Origin of the sequence: Parabacteroides sp. AF17-3 (genome assembly GCF_003635445.1) — a bacterium.
Classification (GTDB): Bacteria; Bacteroidota; Bacteroidia; order Bacteroidales; family Tannerellaceae; genus Parabacteroides; species Parabacteroides goldsteinii.
This window is the reverse complement of record NZ_QTMM01000008.1, coordinates 196,871-223,542: the sequence shown is the minus strand read 5'-3', so window position 1 is coordinate 223,542 and position 26,672 is coordinate 196,871. Positions and strand designations below refer to the sequence as shown.

At 43.0% G+C, this 26,672-nt stretch carries 12 protein-coding genes; 1 reads left to right on the top strand and 11 read right to left on the bottom strand.

Going from position 1 to position 26,672, the window contains the following annotated elements; all coding sequences use genetic code 11:
* Positions 1–503 precede the first annotated feature (503 nt).
* The 10 genes from DWW91_RS12865 to DWW91_RS12820 all read right to left on the bottom strand — a co-directional run bounded on the left by DWW91_RS12865 (position 504) and on the right by DWW91_RS12820 (position 22,962).
* Positions 504–1,043 carry a hypothetical protein gene (locus DWW91_RS12865; protein ID WP_007653362.1) on the bottom strand — a complete coding sequence of 180 codons (540 nt, stop codon included), beginning with the start codon at positions 1,041–1,043 and terminating at the stop codon, positions 504–506.
* Between the two features lie 32 nt (positions 1,044–1,075).
* The gene (locus DWW91_RS12860; protein WP_122327953.1) at positions 1,076–2,950 is read right to left on the bottom strand and encodes a RagB/SusD family nutrient uptake outer membrane protein; all 1,875 of its coding nucleotides are present in this window, start codon (positions 2,948–2,950) and stop codon (positions 1,076–1,078) included.
* A gap of 21 nt (positions 2,951–2,971) precedes the next feature.
* Positions 2,972–5,968 carry a TonB-dependent receptor gene (locus DWW91_RS12855; RefSeq protein ID WP_122327952.1) on the bottom strand — a complete coding sequence of 999 codons (2,997 nt, stop codon included), beginning with the start codon at positions 5,966–5,968 and terminating at the stop codon, positions 2,972–2,974.
* Positions 5,969–6,413: 445 nt separating this feature from the next.
* Positions 6,414–8,756, bottom strand: coding sequence for a glycoside hydrolase family 3 N-terminal domain-containing protein (locus tag DWW91_RS12850; protein WP_122327951.1), 2,343 nt, complete (start codon positions 8,754–8,756; stop codon positions 6,414–6,416).
* Between the two features lie 27 nt (positions 8,757–8,783).
* Positions 8,784–10,169 carry an alpha-L-fucosidase gene (locus DWW91_RS12845; RefSeq protein ID WP_007653355.1) on the bottom strand — a complete coding sequence of 462 codons (1,386 nt, stop codon included), beginning with the start codon at positions 10,167–10,169 and terminating at the stop codon, positions 8,784–8,786.
* Positions 10,170–10,394: 225 nt separating this feature from the next.
* Positions 10,395–12,692 carry a glycoside hydrolase family 95-like protein gene (locus DWW91_RS12840; RefSeq protein WP_122327950.1) on the bottom strand — a complete coding sequence of 766 codons (2,298 nt, stop codon included), beginning with the start codon at positions 12,690–12,692 and terminating at the stop codon, positions 10,395–10,397.
* Between the two features lie 144 nt (positions 12,693–12,836).
* A complete protein-coding gene (locus DWW91_RS12835) occupies positions 12,837–16,007 on the bottom strand; it encodes a glycoside hydrolase family 2 protein (RefSeq protein WP_122327949.1) in 3,171 nt (1,056 codons plus the stop codon).
* 188 nt (positions 16,008–16,195) lie between these two features.
* On the bottom strand, positions 16,196–18,340 hold the full coding sequence (locus DWW91_RS12830; RefSeq protein ID WP_233584480.1) for a TIM-barrel domain-containing protein: 2,145 nt from the start codon (positions 18,338–18,340) through the stop codon (positions 16,196–16,198).
* A 185-nt stretch (positions 18,341–18,525) separates the two neighbouring features.
* Positions 18,526–19,440, bottom strand: coding sequence for an Rpn family recombination-promoting nuclease/putative transposase (locus tag DWW91_RS12825; RefSeq protein ID WP_122327947.1), 915 nt, complete (start codon positions 19,438–19,440; stop codon positions 18,526–18,528).
* Positions 19,441–19,542: 102 nt separating this feature from the next.
* Positions 19,543–22,962, bottom strand: coding sequence for a glycoside hydrolase family 2 protein (locus DWW91_RS12820; protein WP_122327946.1), 3,420 nt, complete (start codon positions 22,960–22,962; stop codon positions 19,543–19,545).
* 367 nt (positions 22,963–23,329) lie between these two features.
* On the opposite strand from DWW91_RS12820, the gene DWW91_RS12815 reads away from it, so the two are divergent.
* Positions 23,330–23,575 carry an RNA-binding protein gene (locus tag DWW91_RS12815; RefSeq protein WP_007653338.1) on the top strand — a complete coding sequence of 82 codons (246 nt, stop codon included), beginning with the start codon at positions 23,330–23,332 and terminating at the stop codon, positions 23,573–23,575.
* Between the two features lie 667 nt (positions 23,576–24,242).
* Here DWW91_RS12815 and DWW91_RS12810 read toward each other — a convergent pair.
* Positions 24,243–26,600 carry an ABC transporter permease gene (locus DWW91_RS12810; protein ID WP_122327945.1) on the bottom strand — a complete coding sequence of 786 codons (2,358 nt, stop codon included), beginning with the start codon at positions 26,598–26,600 and terminating at the stop codon, positions 24,243–24,245.
* Positions 26,601–26,672: the final 72 nt, after the last annotated feature.

Genomic DNA, 26,672 nt, shown 5'->3' with positions numbered 1-26,672 from the left:
AAATATAGGGATCTTTTATTCTTACATAGTCTTAGTAGAACTATGGTTAAGAAGAGCACATGTATTTGTTCACCACAAACAATTATGCTCTGTATATCTGATATATACAGAGCATAATTTATTTTATCCGATTCAACAGCGATTCCGTTTTGTATACTTTTTTTAGGAAATAAAATCCGTATTCTCCATATACTTTATGGATAACAGGATAAGTTTTTATCAAATAATCAAGAATTTTGTAAAGACAAATTTAGAATTGATATTCATCTGATTACGCGGAAGTAAAATAGTATGATGTATTCTTAAATTTTGAATCATAATCAACTGGTTTTAATATAAGCTAACAGATAATATTTACTAATAATTGTCACGATTATTATAAAAAAGGCTGTAGTTCTACTAAGACTATGTAAGAATAAAAGATCCCTATATTTTTGACACAAAAAGGGCTGACTAAACTTGTTAGACAGCCCTTTTTTTTACTCTTTATGAAAAACAGATAATCAGAAAGCTTTTACAGTTTTCAATATATAATCCTGTGTGGAACCATCTGCTGCAGTCACCCGGTAATAACGATCTTTTGTAAAATCACCGGGGGCTCCTAACGTAGGCGCTCCCTCCAACGGTGAAATGATAGCGGCATCCGAAATGGAGACATATACCCAGAGCTTCGATAAACCATCCTGTGCGATCTGTTCTTCGAACATCTTATACAGCATTTCCTTCGTAACGGAACCGGATGGTCCCGCTTTCTGAATACTATTCAGAGTATGAGTCAGAGTCGTTTTAAAACCAGTTATTCCGTTTTCTTCCACATTCTCTATCGATTTACTAAAAATCACTTCACAAACGCGTCCTTCAAGAATTTCCTGATTGGCAGTTCCTTTCTGAATCGTATCGTTATATAAAAAACGATATGAATAATCGACATTCGTCATTTTTTTATCCGATGAGTTCTCTAAATCCTCCAGATTGTGATATAAACAACTATTCATAGAGAATATCAATAAGCATCCGACCAATATATTAAAATATCTTTTCATTGTATTTGTCTTTTTATTTACTATTAATAAGATCATTCCCATCCCGCATTCTGTACAACACCGGATTTCAAGCAGAAGCTACGGTTCAACGGTACTAAATAGCGTTTCGGGGAGAACCGGGCTTCTCCTATCGCATTATTTACTTCAAAAAATTCATACTTCTGTCCGTCACGAGAGATACGTATACCACGTAATGGTCCAACCAATTCAGGGATAACGAAACCACTCGTTGCATAGGCCCCGTTACCGACACCGCCACTCTGACGCATTCCCCATCGCAAAAGAGACCAATAGCGGTCATTGCATTCATACACCATTTCAACATTACGTTCACGTTTATAGGCTTCGAATAAAGGATCGTTCCAGCCGTTTCCGCTTTTCGTATTGAGATATGCCGCAGCTTTTTCCGGGCTGAACCCTCCATGTTTTACCATCGTCGGGATCATATATTTACGGGCATTCGCAAAATCTCCTTTCATCAGATAAGCCTCTGCCATATTTAAATAAGCCTCGCCATAACGTAATACGGAATAACAATAATCCAGTTTTTGTGAACCTGGGTCAGGTAAAGAAACAACAGGGTCATAATGATATTTCAACATGGCATAACCGGTTGAAGAATTATAGTTATCCAAATCTCCTGCCCTACGTCCGTATTCATCTTCCGCTCCTGCATTGATCGGACTGTTAGAGTTGGAACAGTTTCCGTCACGACGGAAGAAAATACGTTCCTGACCATTGAAATACAGACAGCTATCATATAAAATCGTTGTATAGAAGCGTAAATCTCTTTTCTTATCCTTACTAAAATACATCTTTTCATCGACGTTTGTCCCTGTCTGTACATATGATGCATCTTCCCAATACTTGATCGATCCGTCTGTTTCTTCTACCAGATAATCGTCTACTAAATCCTGCGTAGGCCATGAACCACCATCCATTCCCCAATAATTCATCGTTGCATGGATCGGAAAATTCTTTTTAGCATATTCCGATATATTACCGGCATGCCATAAACCCTGATATTGCATAGGAGTATCATGTAGGGATGAATTTAATTTAAGACGTTCCACAACCAGAATTTGTTCCTGTGCTGTAACTGCCGTTTCGTACGAACGGAACATATCATAATAAGGACTTAACTGGCTACCATCGGCATCCAATCCTAAAGCCGTACCTGCCGCAATCACTTTATCATAATATTGGCTTTGGGCAGAACCACCATCGGCATAAGCCGCCGCTTGATTTGCTACACGCATCAACAAAGCATGGGCAGCCATACTGCTGACACGTCCTCTGGCTACTTTTCCGGTTGCCGGTAATGCCTGGGTCGCTTCTTCCAAATCCTTTATGATAAAATCATATGTCTCCTTAACTGAAGAACGTGGTATTTGCAAATCATCCTCTACAGACAACACACGGTCAATAATCTGTAGTCCTCCATATTGACGGGCAAACAAGAAATAATGAGCTGCACGTAAAAATTTCAATTCCCCGATAGTACGGGTTTTAAATTCTTCTGAGAATATTTCACTTGCGGTAATCTCTTCCATTGCTGTGTGAATACGCCAAAGAACACTGTAATCCAACCATTCATAATTATCATCTGCGGTCACCCCTTCTGCACGGTCCCTCGACCAGTAAGAACTGTTCAGCGTACCTGTCATAGCATTCTTTGTTGAACTTTCAGCATGGCAGGAATAACGATGTCCGTATGCTCCTAGCCACAAACTTTTTTGTAGTACACTCGAGTAGATGGAATACACAAATGATTCTGCCAACGTTTCACTCGTCCATGTATCATCCCCAATGATCTTATCATACGGTCTCGTATCAAGAAAGTCCGAACATGAAGTATTTGTCAATGCAAGGCCTAAAACAACAAGGCCTATATATATTCTTTTCATAATTTACTCTTTTATCTGTTATTAAAATCCTAATTGGAATCCAAGGGAATAAGTACGCATCATCGGATAAGCATATCCGTCGAAGTTCGAAGCTTCAGGGTCAGCATATTTCACAGAAGGACCGATAGCGAATAAGTTCACACCAGAAGCAAAGACCGTCAGATTCTGTAACCACGACAAGCTTCTCAAAGCTGCATATTTCAAATCATATGAGACTGTCAACGATTTCAAACGCACATAATTTGAATTGCGAGCCCAAAAATCAGAATCGACATAGTTATTATTTTCATTCAACGACGTATTACCCGGACGAGGGAATGTAGCATCGGTGTTAGTCGGTGACCAGGTATCGAGCTGATAAGTAAAGTCCAGCCTTCGTTCACCTTCTTTTCCCATAGCTACAGCACTCATATAAGTCTGTCTACGACCGGTTCCCTGGATATTTGCCAAAACATTTAAACCTTTCCAGTTTGCCGACAAGTCGATACCAAATACAAAACGCGGACTTGCATTGTTTCCGTATTTACGCTGATCCTGCCCTGTAATCTGACCATCACCATTCACATCGGCATACCATAAATCACCGGGGCGCAGGTCTTTCGAATTAATACGTTTCGGATTATTCAATACATCTTCCGGAGTCATATAAAACTGTGTCCCGACGAAGCCTGTTCCCAGATAACCTTGCTTATATCCTTGTTCACGAGTATAAGGATTTGACAAAGTTACTTTATCTTCATTGGTTATTGCCTTAATCGAGCGATACCAGGTAAAGTTGAAACCGGCAGAGAAATTAACTTGCCCAATCTTATCCGTATATTTTACAAAACCATCCAATCCTTCAGAACGGTCTTCTGCCTTGGAAACAATCAAAGGCAGGTCATAACCGATCGGATCCGTATATTCATATTTCGGTGCCACCAGATATCCCTTTGTCCGTTCATAAAACCAGTCGAACGAACCTTCCAGTTTGTTCCCCAACGTAGAAAAATCAATACCAACGTCTGTTTTATCACGGGTGTACCAGGTCATATTTATACTGGGAGTAGCCCCCGGCGTAATCGAATTGACCATGCTTCCACCGATTACATATGCATTAGAATTATAATTGAAAGTTGTCAAATAAGCATAATCGTCATGTTTTGCTCCGTTCAAACCGATTTCACCGTATGAGCCGCGCACTTTGAAGTAATCGAATATACCTAAATCCTTTACCGGCGAAAAGAACTCTTCTTCCGAAATAGCCCATCCCAAAGAACCGGAAGGGAAGAAACCGAACCGGTTCCCTTTCGGAAAACAGTCCGAGCCATCGTAACGTCCGGAGAACTCTGCCATATACCGGTTGTCATAGTCATAACGAAGACGGCCTACATATCCCATCGAGGTCTGTTTACTTTCTTTGTTGCTTGCCGTAATACTGGCAGCATCTCCGTTTTGTATCTGATGTATCGTCGACAGATAGAAGGTATTCGAACTGGCAGAAAGAGATGTCCCATGATAATACTGACGGTTGTGCACTAAAGTTACCAGTACATTATGTTTTTCATTAAAGGTGTTCTTATAATCGGCACGCACATTGAAATCATATCGGTTGTGCTGATAAGAAGAACGAGTCATACTGATATTGGAAGGATCTTCAAAGGTGGCATTCCCATCCACATCATAATAGGTGGCATTTTCATACCAGTCAGCCCTGTCCTGACTCTCGATATTATAATTTCCGTCAAAACCGAACTTCAAGCCTTTTACCCAAGGTACTGCCCACTCCAGATTGACAGCTAATTGATTATAAACGGTACGATATTTGATTTCACCCGGACCATCCAGTTGTAACGCAGGGTTATCAAATTGATTGGAAACTGTGCCGTCTTCATTATATGGTTTCTCAAAAGGTGTCCTGTCCTTCAGGCGGGAATAGAGAGTATATGCACTGGCGCTGGGATATAGTTCGTCTTTTACCGTTCCATTGACATTCAAACCGACTGTTAAACCTATTTCATCGAAATTACTGCTTACATTGGTCCGGTAATTATAACGATCATAGTTCAACTTATCCGATTTATAAATACCTTTCTGTCCCAGATAATTCAGACTACCAAAATATTTCAGCTTATCATTACCTCCACTAATAGATACCGTATGTTCATTCTGAGGTGTATAATTACGTAATAATGCATTTTCCCAGTTTGTGTATGAACCTAGATTCGCTTCAATCTCTGCCATTTCTTCTTGTGTTCTGAATGAATTGAGGCCATTACCTAAAGATTGGTTCAATTTATTAATGGCCGTTGCATATTCATATGCATTCAAACGCTCTGCCGGATAAGACGGTGTATTGAATGCGAAATTAGCCTGATAATTTACACTCAACTTTCCGGCTTTCCCCTGTTTAGTAGTGACTACAACTACACCATTACCGGCATTCATACCATAAACAGCAGTAGAGGCTGCATCTTTCAATACGGTCATCGATTCGATATCCGATTTATTCAGTGCCATAAAACGGCCGCTCGAAGAAACAAATCCGTCAATCACATATAATGGATCTCCATTACCACGTATAGAAACACTGGCTCCATTCTGCCCCGGCTCAGCCGATCCCTGCTGTACAATTACACCTGGTACACGTCCTTGCAAACTCGATCCCATGTCCGAAAAAGGAACTTCGAGCACCTTCGTGTTATCTACTGTAGCCAAGGCGGCCGTATTTTTCCGGACACTAGTAGAACCATATCCAACAACAATCACCTCATCCAATTTTTGAGTATCTTCCCGGAGAGTGATTTGTAAAGAAGATTTATTCCCTACCGGAATAGACTGGGTCAGATAACCGATATAAGATATTTCCAGAATAGCATCTTCCGGAATTTCCAATGAGAATCGCCCGTCTATATCTGTTATACTTCCATTAGTAGTACCTTTTTGTACTACATTAGCTCCAATAACAGGTTCGCCGGTTTCATCGATAATCGTTCCTGTAACTTTTTTTCCTTTTTTCTGATTTAAACCATAGTTCAACTCGGTAGTGACCGAGTTGAACTGATCATGATCAGTTCAACTCGGTAGTGACCGAGTTGAACTGATCATGATCAGTTCCGGCATAAACATGACTTGAGAAAGGACCCGCTCCTAATAAAGTCGCAATAAAAAAGTATCCCCCTCGTTTCCAAACACACATTTTCTTGTTTTCCATAATAATAATGTTTAGTGAAAACTACTTTATACAATGCTTTAATTCATAAAAGATTTACGATTACAAAGTAAGTTATGATCTCATTATCAGTAAGTATAATGCTTGTGGTAAGAACTTTTAAATACGGAACGGATTCTCCAAAAATGTTCCAATTTAGGAACTATAGGAAAAAATGTAATCAAAGATATTGAATATATACTTAGTATATAACACAAAAAAGGCTGGACTCACATCGAATCCAGCCTTTTCTTTTAGATATAGAAACTTCTATTACAATGTAAACTCTCCTTCCAACCGGATATCATCTGAAGCTGCTCCAACCATGACTTTGAAGTCTCCCGGTTCTACCACCTGTTTCATTTCCATATTATAAAGAGACAGTTCTTCTTCACCCAATGTGAAAGTAACTTTCTTGCTTTCGCCTTTCTTCAGGGAGATACGTTCGAAAGCCTTTAACAGGATTGGGGACTGGGAAACAGAGGCTACTTTATCACAGATGTAAAGCTGGACAACTTCCTCCCCGTCACAGTCTCCGGTATTGGTAACCGTACAACTGACTGTTTGCAAGACATTTTTTCCATTACCTTTCTGCAACTCCAATTGACTGTAATCAAACTTAGTGTAGCTTAATCCATAGCCAAATGCATAAAGAGGCGTTCCTTCTTCTTCGACATAGGCACGCTGTTTTCCCTGTGAATAGAATAAGGGTAACTGACCTTCGCTACGGGGTACGGATACAGGCAAACGCCCGGCAGGATTATAATCGCCAAACAAAACATCTGCTATAGCTGCCCCACCCTGTTCACCCGGATACCAAGCAGTAAGCAACGCCTGTGCCTTTTCCGAAGCCAGGTTCATATTTAATGTACGTCCCTGGATATAAATAACAACCAATGGTTTACCTGTGGCAGCTACCGCCTCCAGGAGTTTTTCCTGATCGCCCAGCAAACGCAATGTGCTACGGTCATATCCTTCGCCACAATCCATATCTGACAGGAGTTGGTTTCCGTCGTTAGAAACATCTGCTGCACCTGTACCTATATATTTTGTCTTGAAATCGCGGGCACTCGAACCACCAACAACCAAAACAACCGCATCGGCAGCACGGGCAGCTTCCACCGCCGCCGGGATATTACTGGTCGTTACATCACGGATTGCACAACCTTTTACGTAATTTACTTTTGTAGAAGGAGAGACGGCTTTTCGTATGCCATCCAGTACCGTAACAATCTCTTCACGTTCCTGAGGAGCCGTATAGTCACCCAACTGGTTATACATCATATCTGCATTCGGACCGATCACAGCGATATTTCCGATATTTTTCTTCAGAGGCAATACACCTTCATTTTTTAATAAAACAATCCCTTCACGGGCAACTTCGCGAGCCAGTTCCTTGTGAGCTTTTGAACGTACCACCTGTTTGGCCTGTTCCGGTGAAACATACGGATTCTCAAACAACCCCATGCGGAATTTCAGACGGAGGACATTAGCGACCGCTCTGTTGAGGTCATCCATGGTGATGGCACCTTCTTCCAAGGCTTTCTGAAGATTCTTTCCATAAGCATTTCCTCCCAGGTCCATATCAAGACCAGCTTTTAAAGCCAAAACGGCAGCTTCCTTATTATCTTTCGCCACTCTTGCCCCTACAATACCTTCGATACTTGTTAAATCCGAATAAACGAACCCTTTAAAACCCCATTGATCACGGAGAACATCCGTCAATAAATATTTATTAGAAGTACAGGGAACGCCATCGATAGTATTATAGGAAGTCATAATTGTTGCGACTCCTTCTTCCACTGCTTTCTTGAAAGGAGGCAGATAATCGGAAAATAACTGACGCATACCGACATTGGCACGTGCACCGTTATGTCCGGCTTCAGGAATGCCATAAGCGGCAAAATGTTTCAAGGTAGAATACAAATGCTTTCCGTCATTCTGCGATTTACCCTGCATACCTTTCATAAAGGCAACTCCCAGATGAGTTGTCAGCACAGGATCTTCACCGAAAGTCTCTTCCATACGTGACCAACGGGGTTCACGGGCAATATCCAGCACCGGACCATAACCGATATTGGCCCCCTGTGAACGTGCTTCCAGGGCAATAGCCTCTCCCATCCGATGCATTAACTCTGCATTCCAGGTACTTGCCTGCGACAAAGATGTCGGGAAGACAGTGGTACCAATTGCCATATGTCCGTGCGGACATTCTTCTGCAAATAGGACAGGGATTCCCAGGCGGGTTTCTTCTACAGCATATTTTTGTAAGGCATTTAATGCTTTAGCTGACAGTTCCGGATTCAATCCTGTCTCCAACGTTTTTTGTGTCCAGGGATCGGCTCGAAGGACTGCCCAGAATGAACCGATAGGCATCGTCTTCATCCGTTCTTTATAAAGGTCGGAAGCAACAACGCCGTTAGCCGTTTTGGTATACATTTCCCAACCCAGCGGACAACATAACTGACCGACTTTTTCTTCAACCGTCATACGCTCTATAAGATCTTTTACTCTGTCTTCAACAGGAGCCTTAGCCTGTTTGTATAACGGTTGTTGTGCCATTGCATGTCCTGCAAAGGCGATAAGCCCGATAATTAAAGAAGTTGTTTTACTCATATAACATGTGTTATTTTATTTCATTTATTATCTCTTCAAAGTGAACTGCAAAGCAACCGGTTCGTTTTTCAACCCTTTCGGAAGAATAACTTTTACCTTACCGTCCTTGCTGGTATATTTCACTGTTTTGTTACCTTTCAGCATTTTCATTTTTCCTGTCGGAATGTTCCCTGTCCATTCAATTGTTTCAGGCAAATTCTCTCCTTCCGGCAAAGCATAAACAGCATATAATGTTTTACCGTCCTTGTCTGCTGTAAACCAAACATTTCCATCATTATAAACCGGAGTGATACGAGTGTTGTAAATAGCCTTTCCATTGGCTCTCAGCCAGTCACCGATCACATGCAAACGTTCTGCAACAGCATCTTCAATAGTACCCTGTGGCGTAGGACCGACACCCAGCAGCAGACATCCGCCTTTAGCCGTGATTTCAGCCAGCAGACCGATAACTTTCGTCGGTGATTTATAAGGAGCATTAGGAACCCATCCCCAGTCGTTGCTCAAAGTAATACAACTTTCCCAGGGATTATTCAACTGAGTCTCAGGAATACTACGTTCCGGAGTTTGATAATTTTCATTTCTTCCACGGATAGTACGATCCACAGAAATCAACCCCGGTTGAGTAGAAGTACGTACCTTGTTCAATAATTTATCCAGATGGACATCTCCACCGGTCACCCAGCCGCCATCCAGCCAAAGGATATCGAAGTTGCCATAATTAGTCATCAGTTCATCCATCTGGTTATAGGTAAATTCCTGGTAATTTTTCCACCAGTCCGGATGACGGTCTATCTTATAATTCTGGCGGCGGTTGGGAGTTGCAAAATAAGGATTCCAAAACCATTCGCAATGCCAGTCCGGTTTGGAGAAATAACACCCGATCATGAAATCCTTCTGACGGAATGCGTCAAAGACATAACGGGCTACATCTTTTTTGGGGTTATTGGCAAAAGGACCGTTTGCAATAGAAAAATCTGTATATTTTGAATCAAACATACAGAAACCATCATGGTGTTTGGTTGTAAAAATCATATATTTCATTCCGGCATCCTTCATAATATCAGCCCATTTGTCCGGATTGAACTGTGTCGGGTTCAGTGATTCCTTCAATCCCCAATACCACTTCTTGTATTCATCGTACGTCATATCCTTTTTACGGGAAATCCAGTCTACATCCTCTGAACAAATAGACCATGACTCTACAATACCCGGAACCGAATAAAGTCCCCAATGGAATAATACACCGAATTTCTGGTCCTGCCATTTATCAAGTTTATCCAAGACCTGTTGATCTGTAGGCCATTCATAATCAGTAGAACGTTCATGAACGAATCCTTGTACTTCTTGGGCGTTTACATTCATAGACAAAGCTACGCCAACTAAACATCCGAATAGTGTTTTCTGGAATTTCATAAAATGATTGTTTTAATTATTGTACATTCTTAATTTTTCGTTTAAGTCAAATCAGATTTAGTATTAAAAATCACGGCAAGTTATAGAAAATATCCCAAATGTAAAAATGTAATCCAGACAATATGTAACAAAAAAATGTATGGACCGGGGCGAGTGATTGATTTGTCAGACGACATTCAATCTCAGCCCGGTCCATACACTTTCTGTTCTATTTATTCCAAAGAACTATTCAATACGATGGTCTGCCGGCTTTATATCCACCCATTCACCTTTACGGGTTTCAAACGATAATATACCATCCTCGTTCGTAACATCTCCGGCATTACCCGTTACTACTGCTTCATCTGTTCCGAACGGAGATGCGAGACGTAATGTTCCGCCCTGTTCAGGATAGATGCGAAGTTTGGTGATCTTTCCGTTTTGTTTTTCGGCAGAGATAAGGAAAGCACCCATGGCACGAAGGTTATCAAAAGAGACATTCGACCAGTCGGAAGGGATCGCCGGGAACACACGGATGATTCCGGTATGGCTTTGCAAAAGCATTTCCTGGATACCGGCAGCGAAGGCAAAGTTACCTTCCAGGGTAAACGGACGGTATGTGAATTTGGATTTTCCTGTTTTTGTCTGGTCGCCGTTGGCATGGAATGTATTACGCAAGCAGAAACATTCAGCAAATGTACGCAATTCCCGGGCGGCACCATCACCGTCAAATGCACGGGCTTTCATATTACCAAACCAACTGTATGAATAACCGGTCCAGTAGTCGGGACCATAATCCTGCAACTTCTTTATCGTAGCTTTAATGATCTGTTGTGACTTTTCACCCTGGTTCCAATCCAGCAAACCCAATGGATGGATAGCCATCGCATGAGAGAAATGGCGGTGGGATTGATCGTATGAGAAACCTTTGGCAAACGTCAAGGCACCCTCCTTATCCACATCCAGTTCCGGTAGTTGTTCATTCAGTTTTTTCCAATGAGCAGCCTCTTCCGGAATCTCTAATTCCCCGGCAAGTTCAGATGCGGCACTGAAAGCGAACTTCATCAAAGCCAGATCATAGTTTGTCATATCCTTAAACCAGGCGTTGATCGAGTTATCGTATATCTCAGGACTGGAACTCATGGTCAGTTTACGAACACCCTGAGCATCCACCACGGATATTTGTTCCAGGTATGTAGCCACGTCTTTCAGGAAAGGATAAGCACGGTCTTTCAGGAAATCACGGTCCATCGAATATTTCCAGTGAAGATAAAAATGCTGTGCCAGCCAGGCTCCGGCCGTCTGCGACATGGAATATTGAATCCATCCACCCATCGGAACACCTAACAACGTACATACACCGGGGACATTCATACCATCCGTTTCAAAATACTGGCGGGTATATTCCTTATAGACATCCCGCTGATTCCAAAGCGTATTCAGATAACCCAAACCTTCCGTCAGGTGGTTGCCGGTATAAGTCGGCCAGTAACTGAGTTGAGTATTCAGGTCATGATGATAATCGCCTTTCCAGGGCGGGAGTTTACCGTTATCGGCAGTCCATACAGCCTGCAAAGAGATAGGATAAGAGTTTTCGCGGGTGGCAGAACCATATTTATACATTTCATTATCATATTGTTTCTGCAAAACAGGATCCGGAAGTGTGACGGATGACTGTGCCCAATAGTTCTTCCAGAAATTCAGGTGATACTGATAATCCTGATTCACTCCGCGTGTCATGGCTTCCTGTGTCTTTTCAGTTGCCTTATCGGATTCCAATGAAGAAGTCACACTCCAGACACCATACAGCGTCTTTCCTTTCTGCTCCCAACGAACATTCACATCATACGAAAAACCATTCCAGCCTTCCTGATGATAGGCTATCTGATTCGCATCTTCATCAATAGTACCTTGTTTATAACCTAGACGACGCAAATCCTGCCCTTCTACAGAATTACCGGCTTTATCTCCCCCTGTACTGTATTTGGGAGAAATTAAGGTAGGAGTTATCGACAAGGGTAAATTCTCGAAAACAAACCAACCGACCGGTTCGGTGGCATGGACAAAAGTTTTCAATGTAGTTCCATTATCCCACGTCGCTTCACAAAGCGCGTCATTCAGATAAAGACGGACATCGGAAGGAGAGCCCAGTTCTACCAAAGAAAATTCCAGCGCCGCCCCCGGTATTTTGGACGGAGCCGGTTGACGATCATACGGATGGTCGTATTTCTGCTGAACCGGAAGATAATCCTTTTTCTTCACTTGTTCACGAACCCAGGCAAACCGGTTATTCGGACCGGAGATACTATCCATCGGACGCAAATCCCAAAGGTCAGTCCTGTCCAGGGATAAGCGTAAAGCCGAATCCCGCTGCCAAACCAGGGCACCAACAGTCGCATTTCCTAATGGCATTCCCTCATCCCAGGTCTTTGCCAGATCGGAGAATTGTAAATCGCTATCCGACGGTCTAACCGGAAGATCAATTCCGGCATTGCAGGATGTCAGTAACCACACACTTAATGCTAATAATAAGTTTTTCTTCATAATATCTGTTTTTTTCACTCATATACAAAGATAAAAAGAGGAAATATATAAAAGCAACATACTTCCTCTTTTCTTTATATCCATATCGGATTCTGCAAAAAGATTCCCTAATTTTACAAAAAACCGACAGTCTTTATTGAACGATCATTCCTCCACGATAGCCACTTTCGAAATAACCAGATCAGGACCATTCTTCAGCTTTGCTTTCAAACGAAGTATTCCGTCGTTCGAATCTTCACGCATAATATGAAGTTTAATCCATGACTCTTCATTCTCTTGTTTTACCAATTCGTAGTCACGACCTTCGAAGACAAGATGTCCCGTGCGTCCTTTCTTATCCTTATCGGCAAAACAAACATATAAGGAACCAATGATTCCCGGAGGACATTGGATCGTCAACTCCATCTCCTTTGCCTGCCAGTCGGGAGTTATCTCGTATGTTGTCTTCTTATTGGCAAAGGTTTTATCCGGAGCTGCACAGTCTATATACAACAAAGCATTGCTAAACTCACCGGTAACAGTGCTCTTCAGAGGTTCGACATAAGTCAGTATTTTCCGCAAAGAGGCAATATCCTTTTCATACGAAGGATTAAAATCGTCCGAACTCATATAATGCAGGATGCTATTCTTCAACTGGCGTGCAGCCGGATTCTTTTCATCTTTCAGGTCAAAACCGCAAACAAGCAATTTCCCTTTTCCCACTTTCAACTCAAAGATAGAGGCCAGCTTATTATTCCGATGAAAATCATCGACCGGCTGCGCAATCGGCTTATAACTTTCCGGATAGTCGTTTATATAGAAGGCACGGGCATCTTTATAAACGGATTGCCACTGCCAGTCGCTATGTGAATCGGTCGGGAACTGTGCAAACAACGGATGTTTATCGCGAACAATCATACCGATCGTATTCTTACCCTGGCCGGGGAAAAAAGTCAGCGACCAATACAAAGGGTAAAAACTAATCTTATCGCAGGTTTCTTCCGTCCCTAAAGCAGACGCCTGCAAAAGAACCTTCTCTCCTTTTTCCAAACGTTTCAGGCATTCGGCATCCATCCGGTCGGTGACATACACATCTTCCGCCACAACAGGTTTGCCCGAAGATTTTGCAGACGGATAAACCCAGATATTCCAACGGTTAACTATGGGCCGTCCCTGCAAACCGACTTCAACCGTCAGTTTTTGAGCGGCAGAGATAGAAGAAATATCACAATTTATTTTACCTCCCAGTTCGGAAGTACCTACGGGCCAACGGCGGGATGCAGTCTTTCCGGAAGCGACCAGATTACTGTTTTCATCTTTAATCTTCCAGTAAAGCCCCTCCTGCAAATCTTCGGTTCCGTAATGTGCCAACTGCATTTCAGCCGTAAAAGGTTCGTTGTTTTCCCATACATATTTAGGCATACGTAACAAAGGAACTGTCGTATCATGGTGCGCACGGAACTGTTCAGGCGTTGTAATGCCTTTGCTGTCATAAAAAACATCCAGCCAACCGATCAACGCTTCGCCCTGCCCCTGATAATCCTGCATGCTAAGCAACTGGATACCGGCACAGGAAGGCGTACGAAGGAAGGATTCTATTTCATATTTGTACATGATCTGGTTCAGGGCACCGGAAGCTGCGACAAATTCCTCATTCTGTTCCTCGATCCTGTTTTTGCGTGCCTGTTCGCGGAACTCTTCGAAGTTACGGGCTTTCAGTACACCTGTATATTTCTTTATCTCCTCCCATTTCGGATAAACCGGCCATTGCCCGATCTCATGCGAAAGAATAGGGATGTCCGAACGTGAATACACATCTTCAAAGTCCCAGGCGGTAGAAGCACCGCCCCGAAGACCGCGGGTTCCGCCCAGTCCGTCCATATAATGAGTGACCATATATTGATCGAGCGGCATGATCTTACGAGCCGTTGAAGTTGCATACAGGCGGCGCGAGTCTTTTTCTTTCAAGGGTTTCATCCACGACTCCATCACGTCGAAATCAGAGTTACCCAACTCGTTACCGATACATTGCATAATGAAAGACGGATGGTTGCCGTAAGCATCGATCATACGGGTTAATTCATGCTGCACATACCGGTCGGCCGAAGGATTCTTACCCAATCCCTGCGGATGGCCTTTGGTATCCATCTCTTTTCGTTCTTTCTGCTCGACAGACATCCACCAGTCGATCCAAATCGTTTCTGCCTGGATATAAATACCGATCCGGTCAGCCGCGATAAAAGCTGCTTCCGGAGGACACCAGGAATGAAAACGGACATGGTTCAGACCATAGTCTTTATAAATACGGAAAATCTTTTCCCAATCTTCTACCTTACAAGACGGATAACCCGTCAGCGGAAAATGCACGCAATCGAGATTACCACGCAGAAAAACAGGTTTTCCGTTGATAAGAATTTTTGATTTGGATGTTGTCACTTCCCGGAAACCGAACTCAATTTCACGGGTATCGTATATTTTCTTTTTATCCCGTATGGTAACTTTCAACTGATACAAATGGGGAGTGACATCATTCCATAGCTTGATACCCTGCGGCATAGATGCTTTAAAATTCAGTACGTTCGCTCCCTTCTGCAGCGGCTGTTCGGTTGTTTCCGTAAAAACTACCGTTCCACTCCCACGCTCGGTCAGTTGCCAGGTTATATGTGCATCGACCTTTTTAGGGGAAGTATTCATCAAGGTATCCATCAGTTGCAGGGAACAGGGAGAAACCTTGGTAAATACCTGTGGATTAGAAAAATGAACCGGTTCGATTGCCTTCAGTTGCAGACGTCCGACAGCTCCGTTCCAAATACTTTGCGTATATTCCGTATAGACATGACCTTTATCGCCAATATTATAGATCAGATCATTATTGATACGAATAGTCAAACGATGCTTACCAGGGGATAGATAACCGAGATCATGGTAATGGGGAGTAGACAAAGCATCCTGCACGGACACCTCCTTTCCATCCACAAAAACACGTGACTCCCATAAGACGCGTTCCAGTTCCATCCGAATGCGTTTTCCGTTCCATTCGGATGGAATTTCAATTTCTCTCGAATACCAGGCCGGACCGTAGTATTTATAAGCACGGGTAAGAATACCGAAATCGGAACCGGACGTCTTCTCGCCATATTGCGCTTCATCGGTTGTTCCCGGTAAGGCAATCGTTTTATCAAACGAACGGTCTTGCCAGTTTTCTTTCATCCCCTGATCGGCAGGGTCGAGACTGAACTGCCAGGTTCCTGCCAACGATTGAATATCCTGTGCGTGCAGATAGCTTCCCAGAGTTAAAGAAAGTAGTGTTAGTGAAATTGTTTTGCTTAGTTTCATATAAAATTATGTTTCTGATACAGTCAATTAGCCCGGTCACAGTATGATTTACCCGCCAGCATGTGTGGATAAACTCCAATTCTTTATTCATATCACAGCTGTGAAACAAAAGAAACTCAACTGTGATACAAACGGAATCCAACTGTGAAACAAAAGAAATACATCTGTGATATGGAAAGAGTATTTGCTTATTCCGTCATAAACTTGAAATTATATTCACTGAATGACCAAATCTTTTTTCCTTTCGGTTGAACGGCTTTCCCTTTTTTCTTTCCTTTCTTATCAACCGTAACGGTCAGGTCGATGCGGGTAAACTCTCCCTTTTCGTAGTTATAGGAACTTCCGTCATCATCATAGAGAGAATATGTGCCCGGTTTGTTTCCATAATGCCGTACTTCCAGCGGATATTTCCGATCTCCGAATTTCGACATGGCAGGCCAGAGTGGGATAATACCGCCGTCTTTTACATATACAGGAATATGGCGGTCAGCCGGGATAACAGTTATGACCTCTCCCTCACCGGCAAACTTTCCGGTATAAAAATCATACCATTTACCTTGCGGGAGAACGACTTTACGTTCTTTCTCTCCGGCAAACAATGGGGCGACCAGGATATTCTCGCCGACCATAAACTGGTCTTTCACTTCCCGGCGTACAGCCATCGCATACGGGTTCTCAGTTGCATCCAGCTTACCTTCTTCCGTCTGTGCTTCGACAGAATAACCTTCTTCCAGATTCATGGCACGTACCGGAGGTGTTCCATAAAAAGCATAATCGGCAAAAGCGGTATATAAATAAGGTATCAACTGAATACGCAACAAAGCGATCTCACGAATATCATCTTCTACATCTGCAAAAGTCCATGGTTTCGTCCCGTCCGCCCAGGCATTCAACTGTGCAATAGGCGAAAAACAAACGGTCTGCATCCGTCGAAGCCATTCTTCCGATGTTTTGGAGGAACGAACTTCCGGTGTCCATAACACGCCGATAAAAGAACTGTTTATCAAAGCGGTGATAAAACCGCGATGGTCGTAATAGTCATTATACAGGACATAAGGATAAGCATTCGTTCCCGCATTACCGGCACGCACCTGCCCATAAGTACGCAGATTCTTTTCACGATACATCTTTACCGTTGCCTGTTGCATCAGCGAACCATACAGGTTACGCAACTGTTCCGCCGGGATACCGGAAGGAAACGTAGCTACGTCAGGCCACAACCAGGAATCATATCCGTCATTCTCATCCATCTTATATCCGCTTATTCCCAGGTCGACCTGATGTTTACGGAAGTGATCGGTCATGATTTTACAGGCTTCAGGCATGGAGTAGTCGGGAACCTCACCCAGCCAGACCGTATGAGAACCGGTATAGGGTTTTATTTTATTGTATACTTCACTATGTTTGGATACATACGGATTCATCCAGAGGTTCAATCGTATATTCCGGTCGAGCATCTCTTTGGCAAAGCCGGGAGCATCCGGGAAGCGGGTTTTATCCCATTCGTAGGTACAAGGATAGGCTTTGCTATGCCATCCCGGTTCAAGGCCGATCACGGAAAGAGGAAATCCGCGTTTCTCAAATTCATCCACCTCTTTCTTTACATCGTTATCGGTAAACAAAGTCGGTGTACGATGCCAGAAACCCAGTCCCCAACGCGGAGGCAAGGCGCCACCACCATTATACAGATTATAACGGCGAACAACATCCTGCATGGTTGGCCCCGCAAAGAAAACCAATTCCACCCCCTGTGCGGGAACCAGAACTTCGATATTGTCGGAATAAGGTTGTGCAGGCCAGGTCGGATCTGTATTACGGTCTTGTTCCTCCGGAGCATTCGGTCCCTTGCGAACGGCCGTTCCTACCCATAAATCTATATAGCGGGCGGAATTGATCAATACACCATAGCCGCGGGAAGAGACGAAGAAAGGAACCGGTGCATGGGTACGGCCGTTATCGCTTCCGGTGTAATGATCCATGTGCAGCCGCATGATACGGCCCCGTTGTTCGACAGTTTTGAAGTTAAGCCCCAGACCGAATATCTTCTCCCCTTTTTCCAACGGGAAACTGATATACGTTTTGCCATCCCTTACTTCTGTTTTTACATCAGTCGGTGATATAGGTAACCGACCTTCCGCCATCTGCTGCAAGGCTTCTTTCTTCGGAGTTATATCGAGTTCGCTCAGCAGGTTGATCTTTTCGGGTGTGCCTACTGACAGTTTCCATATTCCGGCATATTCATTATTGCCCCATTCTTTTGGGGTTACGTTCGGTTGACTATAGGCTGTCATGACTAAGCCGATAGACGCTAGTAATAAGGTAAGTCTTCTCATGGTATTGTTATATACGTATTTACTCCGCAAAATAAGAGTTTTTCTTTAAAAGAACAAATAGACTATACAAGATAAAAGATGGACAATCATTCGATAAATGCTATACTATTCACGTAAACACATAAAAAAACCCCAATATCTTTATATGCATGGATATTGGGGTAAAAAATAATCTTACAAGATTATTACAGTTTCTCTATTTCTTCAAGCGTTAGACCAGTAGCCTCCAAAATAAGTTGAATATCTAAACCTAACTTTTTCATATTTGCAGCAATCTCATTTTGCTTTCGGACTTCACCTTCTACGCGACCTTCGGCTAACCCTTCCATACGTCCTTCTACACGCCCTTCCATACGACCTTCCATGAGACCTTCCAGCTTTGCACCATCCAGAACATCATTTTGTATCATAATGGCATTCAGGTGTTCATCGTAAGCATGACGTTCTTCGGGAGTCATATTATAATAACGTAGTTTCTCACGCGCCTCTTCCAGACCGGGAGCCGTTGTATCAGAGCGGATACACCCTGTTTTCAGATACTCTATCCATTCTTCCAACGGGGTCACAGCTACTTGATTAAACTCGTTCACACGAATCAGGTAGTATTCCGGAAAAATTTCTGCCGGAAGCTTATGCACAATTGCATTTTTCTCTTTGGTAGTCACTTCCAAACGGTCACCCGTATGTACCCCCGTGAAAATATTCTGCCCATGATACAGGTAATCGTCCCCTTTTCCTATATCAAAATATAGAATACTTATGGAGTATATTTTTTTCACTTCGCAATAACGTTCTCCCAAAGAGATATGTTCTGTAATCGCCTTAGCCACACCATAAAGGATGCGTTCAAGATAATAGAGTTCACGTGTATTCTGTACTTCCACAATGATGATATCACCCTTGCTGTTTTTAGCCTTGATATCTACTCTGTTGAATTTATCGTCAATGGTTTGCTGGTTACTTTCACTTTCCAACAACTCGATGATTTCAACCTTTTCGTCCAACAACACGGAAAGGAAGCCTTCCAGCACTCCGAAATTAGCTTTCTGACGCAAAAGACGTTTGATGGCCCAGTCAAAGCGGATATAACTATCTTTCATAAGGCAATACGATTAAACATTTCTATGCAAATATAAGCAATCCAAGTCAATATAGTTTACGGAAGTCTTACTATTTTACCTCCTCTCCCTGAATATTTCAAATCAGTTCGTATGCAATACAATCGCACCACTAATATTATCCCCTGCCTTTAACGGTTTTCTGAACGGAGCATAATAGCTACTCAGGAACATTTCGTTGCCGGCAGTGACGAAATCTGCCACCAGGAAACGGATACGGTCTTTTTCCAGCCATGAACGCCAGTGCTGTTTGCCATCTGAAACGGCGGTTACCTTATTGCCTGCGGCATTGGTTAGGCCGGCGTACCAGATATTACGACGGGTAGAGCGGAAATCGTTGCTTCCCAATTCATTGTAATCAAGGCTCCACGACCAGGTAGGTTCCACCCGCGGATTGAGATGCGAGGGTAAACCGGAATAAAACAGGTCTGCCTCTCCTACCGGACGACTGATATGGTCTTCCGGATAAACACTCCACAGGCCATCGCGACGCCAGAATGTTTTGTTGAAGGCTGCCGGAGCCTCAAAAACCAATCCCCATTGGCGGGGATTTACGTCAGCCAGCGCATTAAATGAATAGCTGACAGAAAGTTTTCCGGCCGCATTGACAGTCAGTTTATAGCTTCCTTCAAATTCTTTATAGCTTCCTTTCACCGTGACAACTACATCGTCACCGACTTTTGCCGCATCGATTTCCGTCGGAGTCCATTCCGTACAAATATCATTAAATAAAGGAGTATTTGCATTATGGTTCGGATAACAACCGCCGCCATTCAGAGGAAGCGCCATCAGCCACGGACCGCCGTTCAGTATCTCCTGCTTTCCCTGTTTCAACGACAGGATTTGTCCGGTCGTGCGACTCACTTCACAAATAAAGTTTTTGCCGGTAATGCGATAACGGTCACTTGCTTTCTTCAGTTGTGTCGTAAGCGGCTGCAACTCCGGTAATTCATTCTGAACCTGTTTACCTACCGGGATGATATACTCGTCGGCAATGAAACCGCGCGGATCGGTAAAAGAAAGATACAGCTCGTTTGCCTGATCCGGATTCATAATCGGAATACGTATCTGACCGCTCTCTCCCGGCTTAATCGAGGCAAAGGAAACTCCCTGTTCATCCCCATATTTCCAGTTGAGCTGCAATTCATTGAAATCAGTATAGGTATATCTGTTTTCCAAATGAATAACCAACTCTTTAGCAGGCGACAACCGGTCCGTTTGCACACGAATCGGACTATATATCTTTTTCATATCCCAATATTCCGGTTTCGGACGACGCCATCCGTCTATCGGTCCCCACGGACCGTAACCCACAGCATCCCCATTCGGCAATTGGAAAATATCGTCGATACCCGACCAGATAGAACCGCCCAGCACACCATCCGTCTTATACATATTTTCCCAGGTCGGAGACAGTGCCAGCGCCCAGTCGCTACGCACACCGGGATCGGTCACCAACTCGCTGCGGTTGTAAACATTCAGGTGGCAATATTCCCCATACACCATCGGACGGTCACTCTTGGCGGCAACCTTATATCCATCCGGTCCGGGATAATGAATATTGGAAATGGGAGCCGTACTTCCCTGGTTATTGAAACCGCCGTATGCCTGGTCATGGAAAGTATGCGGACGAGTCGGATCGGCTTTCTTCACATATACCTCAACCTGGGCAAACTCTTTGTTCCAATACGATTCGTTGGCAATCGACCAGAAGATAACGGACGGATGATTCCGGTAGAAATGAATCGTCTCCATATTTGCCTGCAAGACATACGGATAATATGTACTATCCTGGTAATCGAGTACTTTCCAGTTCTCATTCGCATGATGACCAATCCAGCAAACAGGTGCTTCCACTTCGACGAACATTCCCAGTTCATCACAGATTTCAAGTAATTCTTCGCAAGGAGGATAATGTGACGTACGGATAAAGTTACAGTTGGCGGCACGATATAATTCCACATCTTTTCGTTCCAGATCCGGAGTCATGACACGACCGGTAAGCGGATGCGCTTCATGACGGCAGACGCCTCTCAACTTTACCGGCTTGCCGTTTACCAACAGACGGTTGCCCTGCACTTCTACTTCACGGAAACCGAAACGTTTCTCTATCTGTTCAGTGGTTACGTCCGCATTTCCCAATTCTATTTTCATCGTATATAAATAAGGATGTTCATTATCCCATTTCCGGGGATCGGCCACTTTTCCGGTTAACCATCCGGTCCAGGTTTGGCCCGGAGACAGTTCCGGAATTACCTGATCGAGAACAACGGGAAGGCCGCCGATAGAAAGACGCGCTGCTATATTCTTCTCCGTCTCCTTTCCGGCATTTGTCACAGCCAGATACACTTTGAGTTCAGCATCCTTATATTGTTCATCCAACTCCGTCACGATACGGAGATCGGAAATATGCACATCGGGTACGGCAAAAAGCGTGACTTTGCGCGTAATACCTCCCAGTTGATGAGCGGCATACTGCGTCAGGCTTCCCAGCATATCTGCCAGCGATTCGCTACGGACCTTCAGTGCTAATCTGTTTTCTCCCGGTTGCAAAGCTGTGGTAGCATCCAACTCAAACGCAGTCATACCCCCCATATGGGTCCCTATCTCTTTTCCGTTCAGCCAGACAATACATTCGCTGGATACACCGTCGAAACGCAACTTCACCTGCTTGCCTTTCCAGTCCGCCGGCAACGTAAAAAGAGTCTGATAACCTCCAAAACCGGCAGAATCGACTTTGAATCCCTGCATCGACCATTGTCCGGGTACAACAATCGGATGCCAGCCGTCCGTATCGGCCTTACGGGTATAAAAATCAGCTTTCGGAGACGGATTAAACTGCCAGGTTCCGTTCAATGACAGAACCAGATTATACACGCCCGGCACACTGTACGGAACAGTTGTATAAACCGGAAGATGTTCTTCCACATTCACGGTCGTATCCACCCGGTAACTTTGTGTCTGTGCCAGCGCCAGCTTTTTATCCCCTTCAAACGGAATCGGTTTCTTTGGATTGGATGAATAAAGATTCAATTCCGAAACAATGGCATTCGGTCCTTTCAATACTTCGAAAACCAGTACCAGCTGTCCATACGCAAATGCCTTTTTCGGCAGGTCGATACGATAACGCTGTTCCTTCCCTTTTTCAAGAACGACAGGAGCCTGCACCTCGTTTCCATCGGCTACGATCCGTTGCCGCCGCTCGCTATCCGCCAGATAGACTACCTCCAACTGGTAATCCGCCTGTATATCCAAACGGTCGAAAGCATAGATAACAGACCCTCCGAAATTGCAGGTTCTTGCCGTCATACTTCCTCCCGTTTCATCGGGCATGGTATAATTATCGCCTTTTACCAGAAACGGCTGTTTGCCGTCCACACCACAGTCGTTGGAAGCAACCGGATGCAAGGTCGTTGTTTGTGCGCTCATTGTTACAATCGAAAGTAACAAGATCAAGGTACTTAGAACAGGCCTCCTGTGCCTGGATCGTTCAAGGTTATTCATGCTATATCATATTTAATATTTCTACTGCAATATTACGAATATATACCCGCTTTACCCGTATATTTTTCCGATAGAAAAAACGAGAGGATGGAACTAATGCCGGATAAACTTATACAAAACGGAATAACGGCATATTACTAATTAATGACCTTATTTCATAATAATAATATATTATTGAATAATAAACAAGATATATAGTTCATTATCCAAATTGTTTCCGTTACTTTGCATCAGAAACAATAAGAGATTTATTTCGATCTTACTTTCACATGTATCTCCTCAGTTATAAACATTGAGTATTTCCATCTCTGATAAAGACCTTCCTAAAGTTTTATTGTTATATTATTAATTTTTTATTTTTATATTTATGAACATGTATATTGGTAACCTTAGCTACAATGTTAAGGAATCAGATTTGAGAGATGTAATGGAAGAGTTCGGAACAGTTGATTCTGTAAAACTTATTGTAGACCGCGACACCAGAAGATCAAAAGGTTTTGCTTTTGTTGAAATGCCGGAAAATGCAGAAGCCTTCAAAGCTATCAACGAATTGAACGGTGCAGAATACGAAGGCCGGGCAATGGTAGTGAAAGAAGCACTTCCCAGAAACTAATTGACTGACATTATATTTATTATATATCAGTAGAAGAAAGGATATTCCATATGGGATATCCTTTTTTTGCGTTTACAGTGTCAGGTTTTCTACGAATCAACTATCATACTATCATTCACTCGTGTAAATCTCTATATACATGCACATTAACCTATGACAGTTACCGCTTTTAACTATCACTAATCTAACATACAACCATCATTTTAACGAGATTTTAACCAAAGAACAGTCATTTCAATTCATAAAAAGTACCTGTAACCGTTCGATACCACCTCTTATAATTCGTCGCCCTACTACCTTTTTATCTCAAACCTATGACTTATTTTCATCCGAATACCTATTTTTTGTTGCCGGCATGCCCATTTCGACCTGTTTCACACCCCCATCTCAACGATGCTTACACCCGGGTGTCGAGCATATCAAGACCCGGGTGTCAAGCAACTTATATTACTATCCATCTGATTTTAAACAGTATACTTACTGAAAAGAAGTACTTATCTATCCGTCTTTTCAAGTAGGCTATGATAGTTGCATGATAGATAAGTGACAGTTAAAAACGGTAACTATCAGAAGACAACACGCATATATACAACATATTACACAAATAAATGATAGTATGACAGTTCATTTCAAAAAACATGATAGTAAATCTGTTTAGTTGAAATACTTATTGTGCCTTCAAACTATCTACCGGATTGGCATTTGCCGCCCGCCAACTCTGGAATGTGACTGTACCTATGGTAATGACCAGTACAATTGTCAATGCGGCCAGATATACCCACCAGTACATCGGTGTCTTATAGGCAAAACTTTCCAGCCATTTCTTAATGCCATAGTAACCGATCGGCGTAGCCAGGGCAAAACATACCAGTACAATATAAATATATGAACGGTTAAGCATTTTCAGAATTTCACTGTTAGTCGCCCCATGTACCTTACGCACACCGATTTCTTTCCGGCGATACTGTGTATCGAATACGACTAATCCGAATACTCCCACAAGCGATATGATTATTGCCAATATGCTGAAAACAGTAATCAGGCTACGCAAATTCTCTTCCTTATGATACAAATGATTAAAGATCGTATCATAAAACTGCACATCAAACGGATAGGCCGGATCAAGATCCGCCAATGTCTTACGGATATGATTAACAGCAGCATGCACATCGGATCCCGCTTTCAGACGAATATAAGAGACAGACATCGGATAAGGCATCTTTGACACCACAAAAGCAATATTGTTCTCACCGTTGCGAAGAGAGGTAAACTTCACATTTCCGGTAAATCCGATAATACGGCCGGGAATCCATGACTGAAGAATATCTCCCTGTTCCATATTTACCGCCAGTTTAGCTGTCTCATTAAATATATAAACAGGTTCTTCCGATAACTCATCGGACAAAGAGAAATCGCGCCCCTCTTCAACAGGAATACCCATCACCCGAAGGAAATTGGGAGAAGTCATGATCATGAAAAAATGAAACTCCTTTTGCTTCAAAACGGCTCCATTGGTACTGTAACCATCCTTTGAAGCCACTTTCTCCATGGCAAAAGCAACATCCTCGATATCCGGAAACTCCTTCAACCGATTTACATATGTCTCATGATGTTTATTATAAAGTTCTCCGCTTAATTCCACAATAGCAATCTGATCCTTATCGAAACCAAGCGAGAAACTACGCATATAATCATTTTGTAACTGTACAAAGCTAGCCCCGATAATCAACAGGATGGAAACTATAAATTGTACACAGACCAGAATGGTACGCAGTTTACGACCGGACGGAGAAAGTCCGAAACTGCCTTTCAGCACCAGTGCCGGTGGAAAAGAGGTCACATACCAGGAAGGATATAATCCGGCAACTACTCCGGTTATCAATGCCACTCCACCCGTAATCAAAACAATCGGCAGATTCTTCAAGATACTCAAATCAGCTTCCACAAAAGGTAAAGCGGTTGTCCTGCCGAGCATCCAGACCAGAACCAAACTGATCGACCAGGCTATAAGACTGACAATAGCAGCCTCCGCCAGCAAAGCGTTTCGTAATAATCTATCAGAACTGCCCAGAACCTTTTGGGTGTTGATACTCTTAATACGAAGAGGTGTCAGGGCTGTACTGAAGTTGGTAAAATTGATAGCAGCTACGATAATGATCAATAAGGCGATAAAAAATAACAACAAAGTCACTTCGTTATTTCCACTGCGGAAAATCATTCCGTCCTGGCTTTCATTCAGATAATAAATAGCAGTGAGAGGGGTAAGTTTAAGCTGTTGATCTTTCTTTCCTATTTTAGTAAAATCAAAATTTGCATTGAAGTTATCAACCACATCCTGTGCAGATTCCGCTTTATCCAGCAACACATAACAGGCAAAATTACTCGCCCCAAAATTATCCCGCTGAAAAGTCGGTCCGATAGCCGTATAGATCAGATTCCTCATCTGGGTGTTCCCGGGGAAATCTTTATAAACGGCACCAACGGTATATTCACGGTTATCTTTGGTCTCAACATTCTCTTCGGCATGCAACATTTTACCTACAGCCGGTTGGTCTCCAAAAATTTTCCGAGCTATACTTTCAGGTAAAATAAGTTTATCGGGATCTTTCAAACAATCGATATCCCCTTCCAATATCGGGAAATCAAAGACACGGGTAATCTCAGGGTTACAAGTATATACCGGTTCGCGGTAACCAATCTTCTCTCCATTCTCCATAACGGAAAAATAAATAGCCGAATTATAAGGATAGATCAACGATCCGGCCTCAATATGCGGAGATGACTGAATAACAGTTTCTACAAATCCACGGGGTAAAATAAGACCGAATGTACCGGGAGTTTCCAACTCCACTCTGAAAACTCTTTCCGCCGTCGGATGACAACGATCAAAACTACGTTCATAATTTACCTGTATCAGAATAACGATAAAGGCTGCAAATGCAACTGCCAATCCCGCCACATTCAAAAAGGTTGCCATCTTGAACCTACGCAGTACGCTTAAAAAGTTTCTTAGTATTGTCTTCATTACTATTTATGTTTACTTTGGTAATTCAAATTGCATGCCAAAGCAACAACGCACAGAATAACAGAATATTAG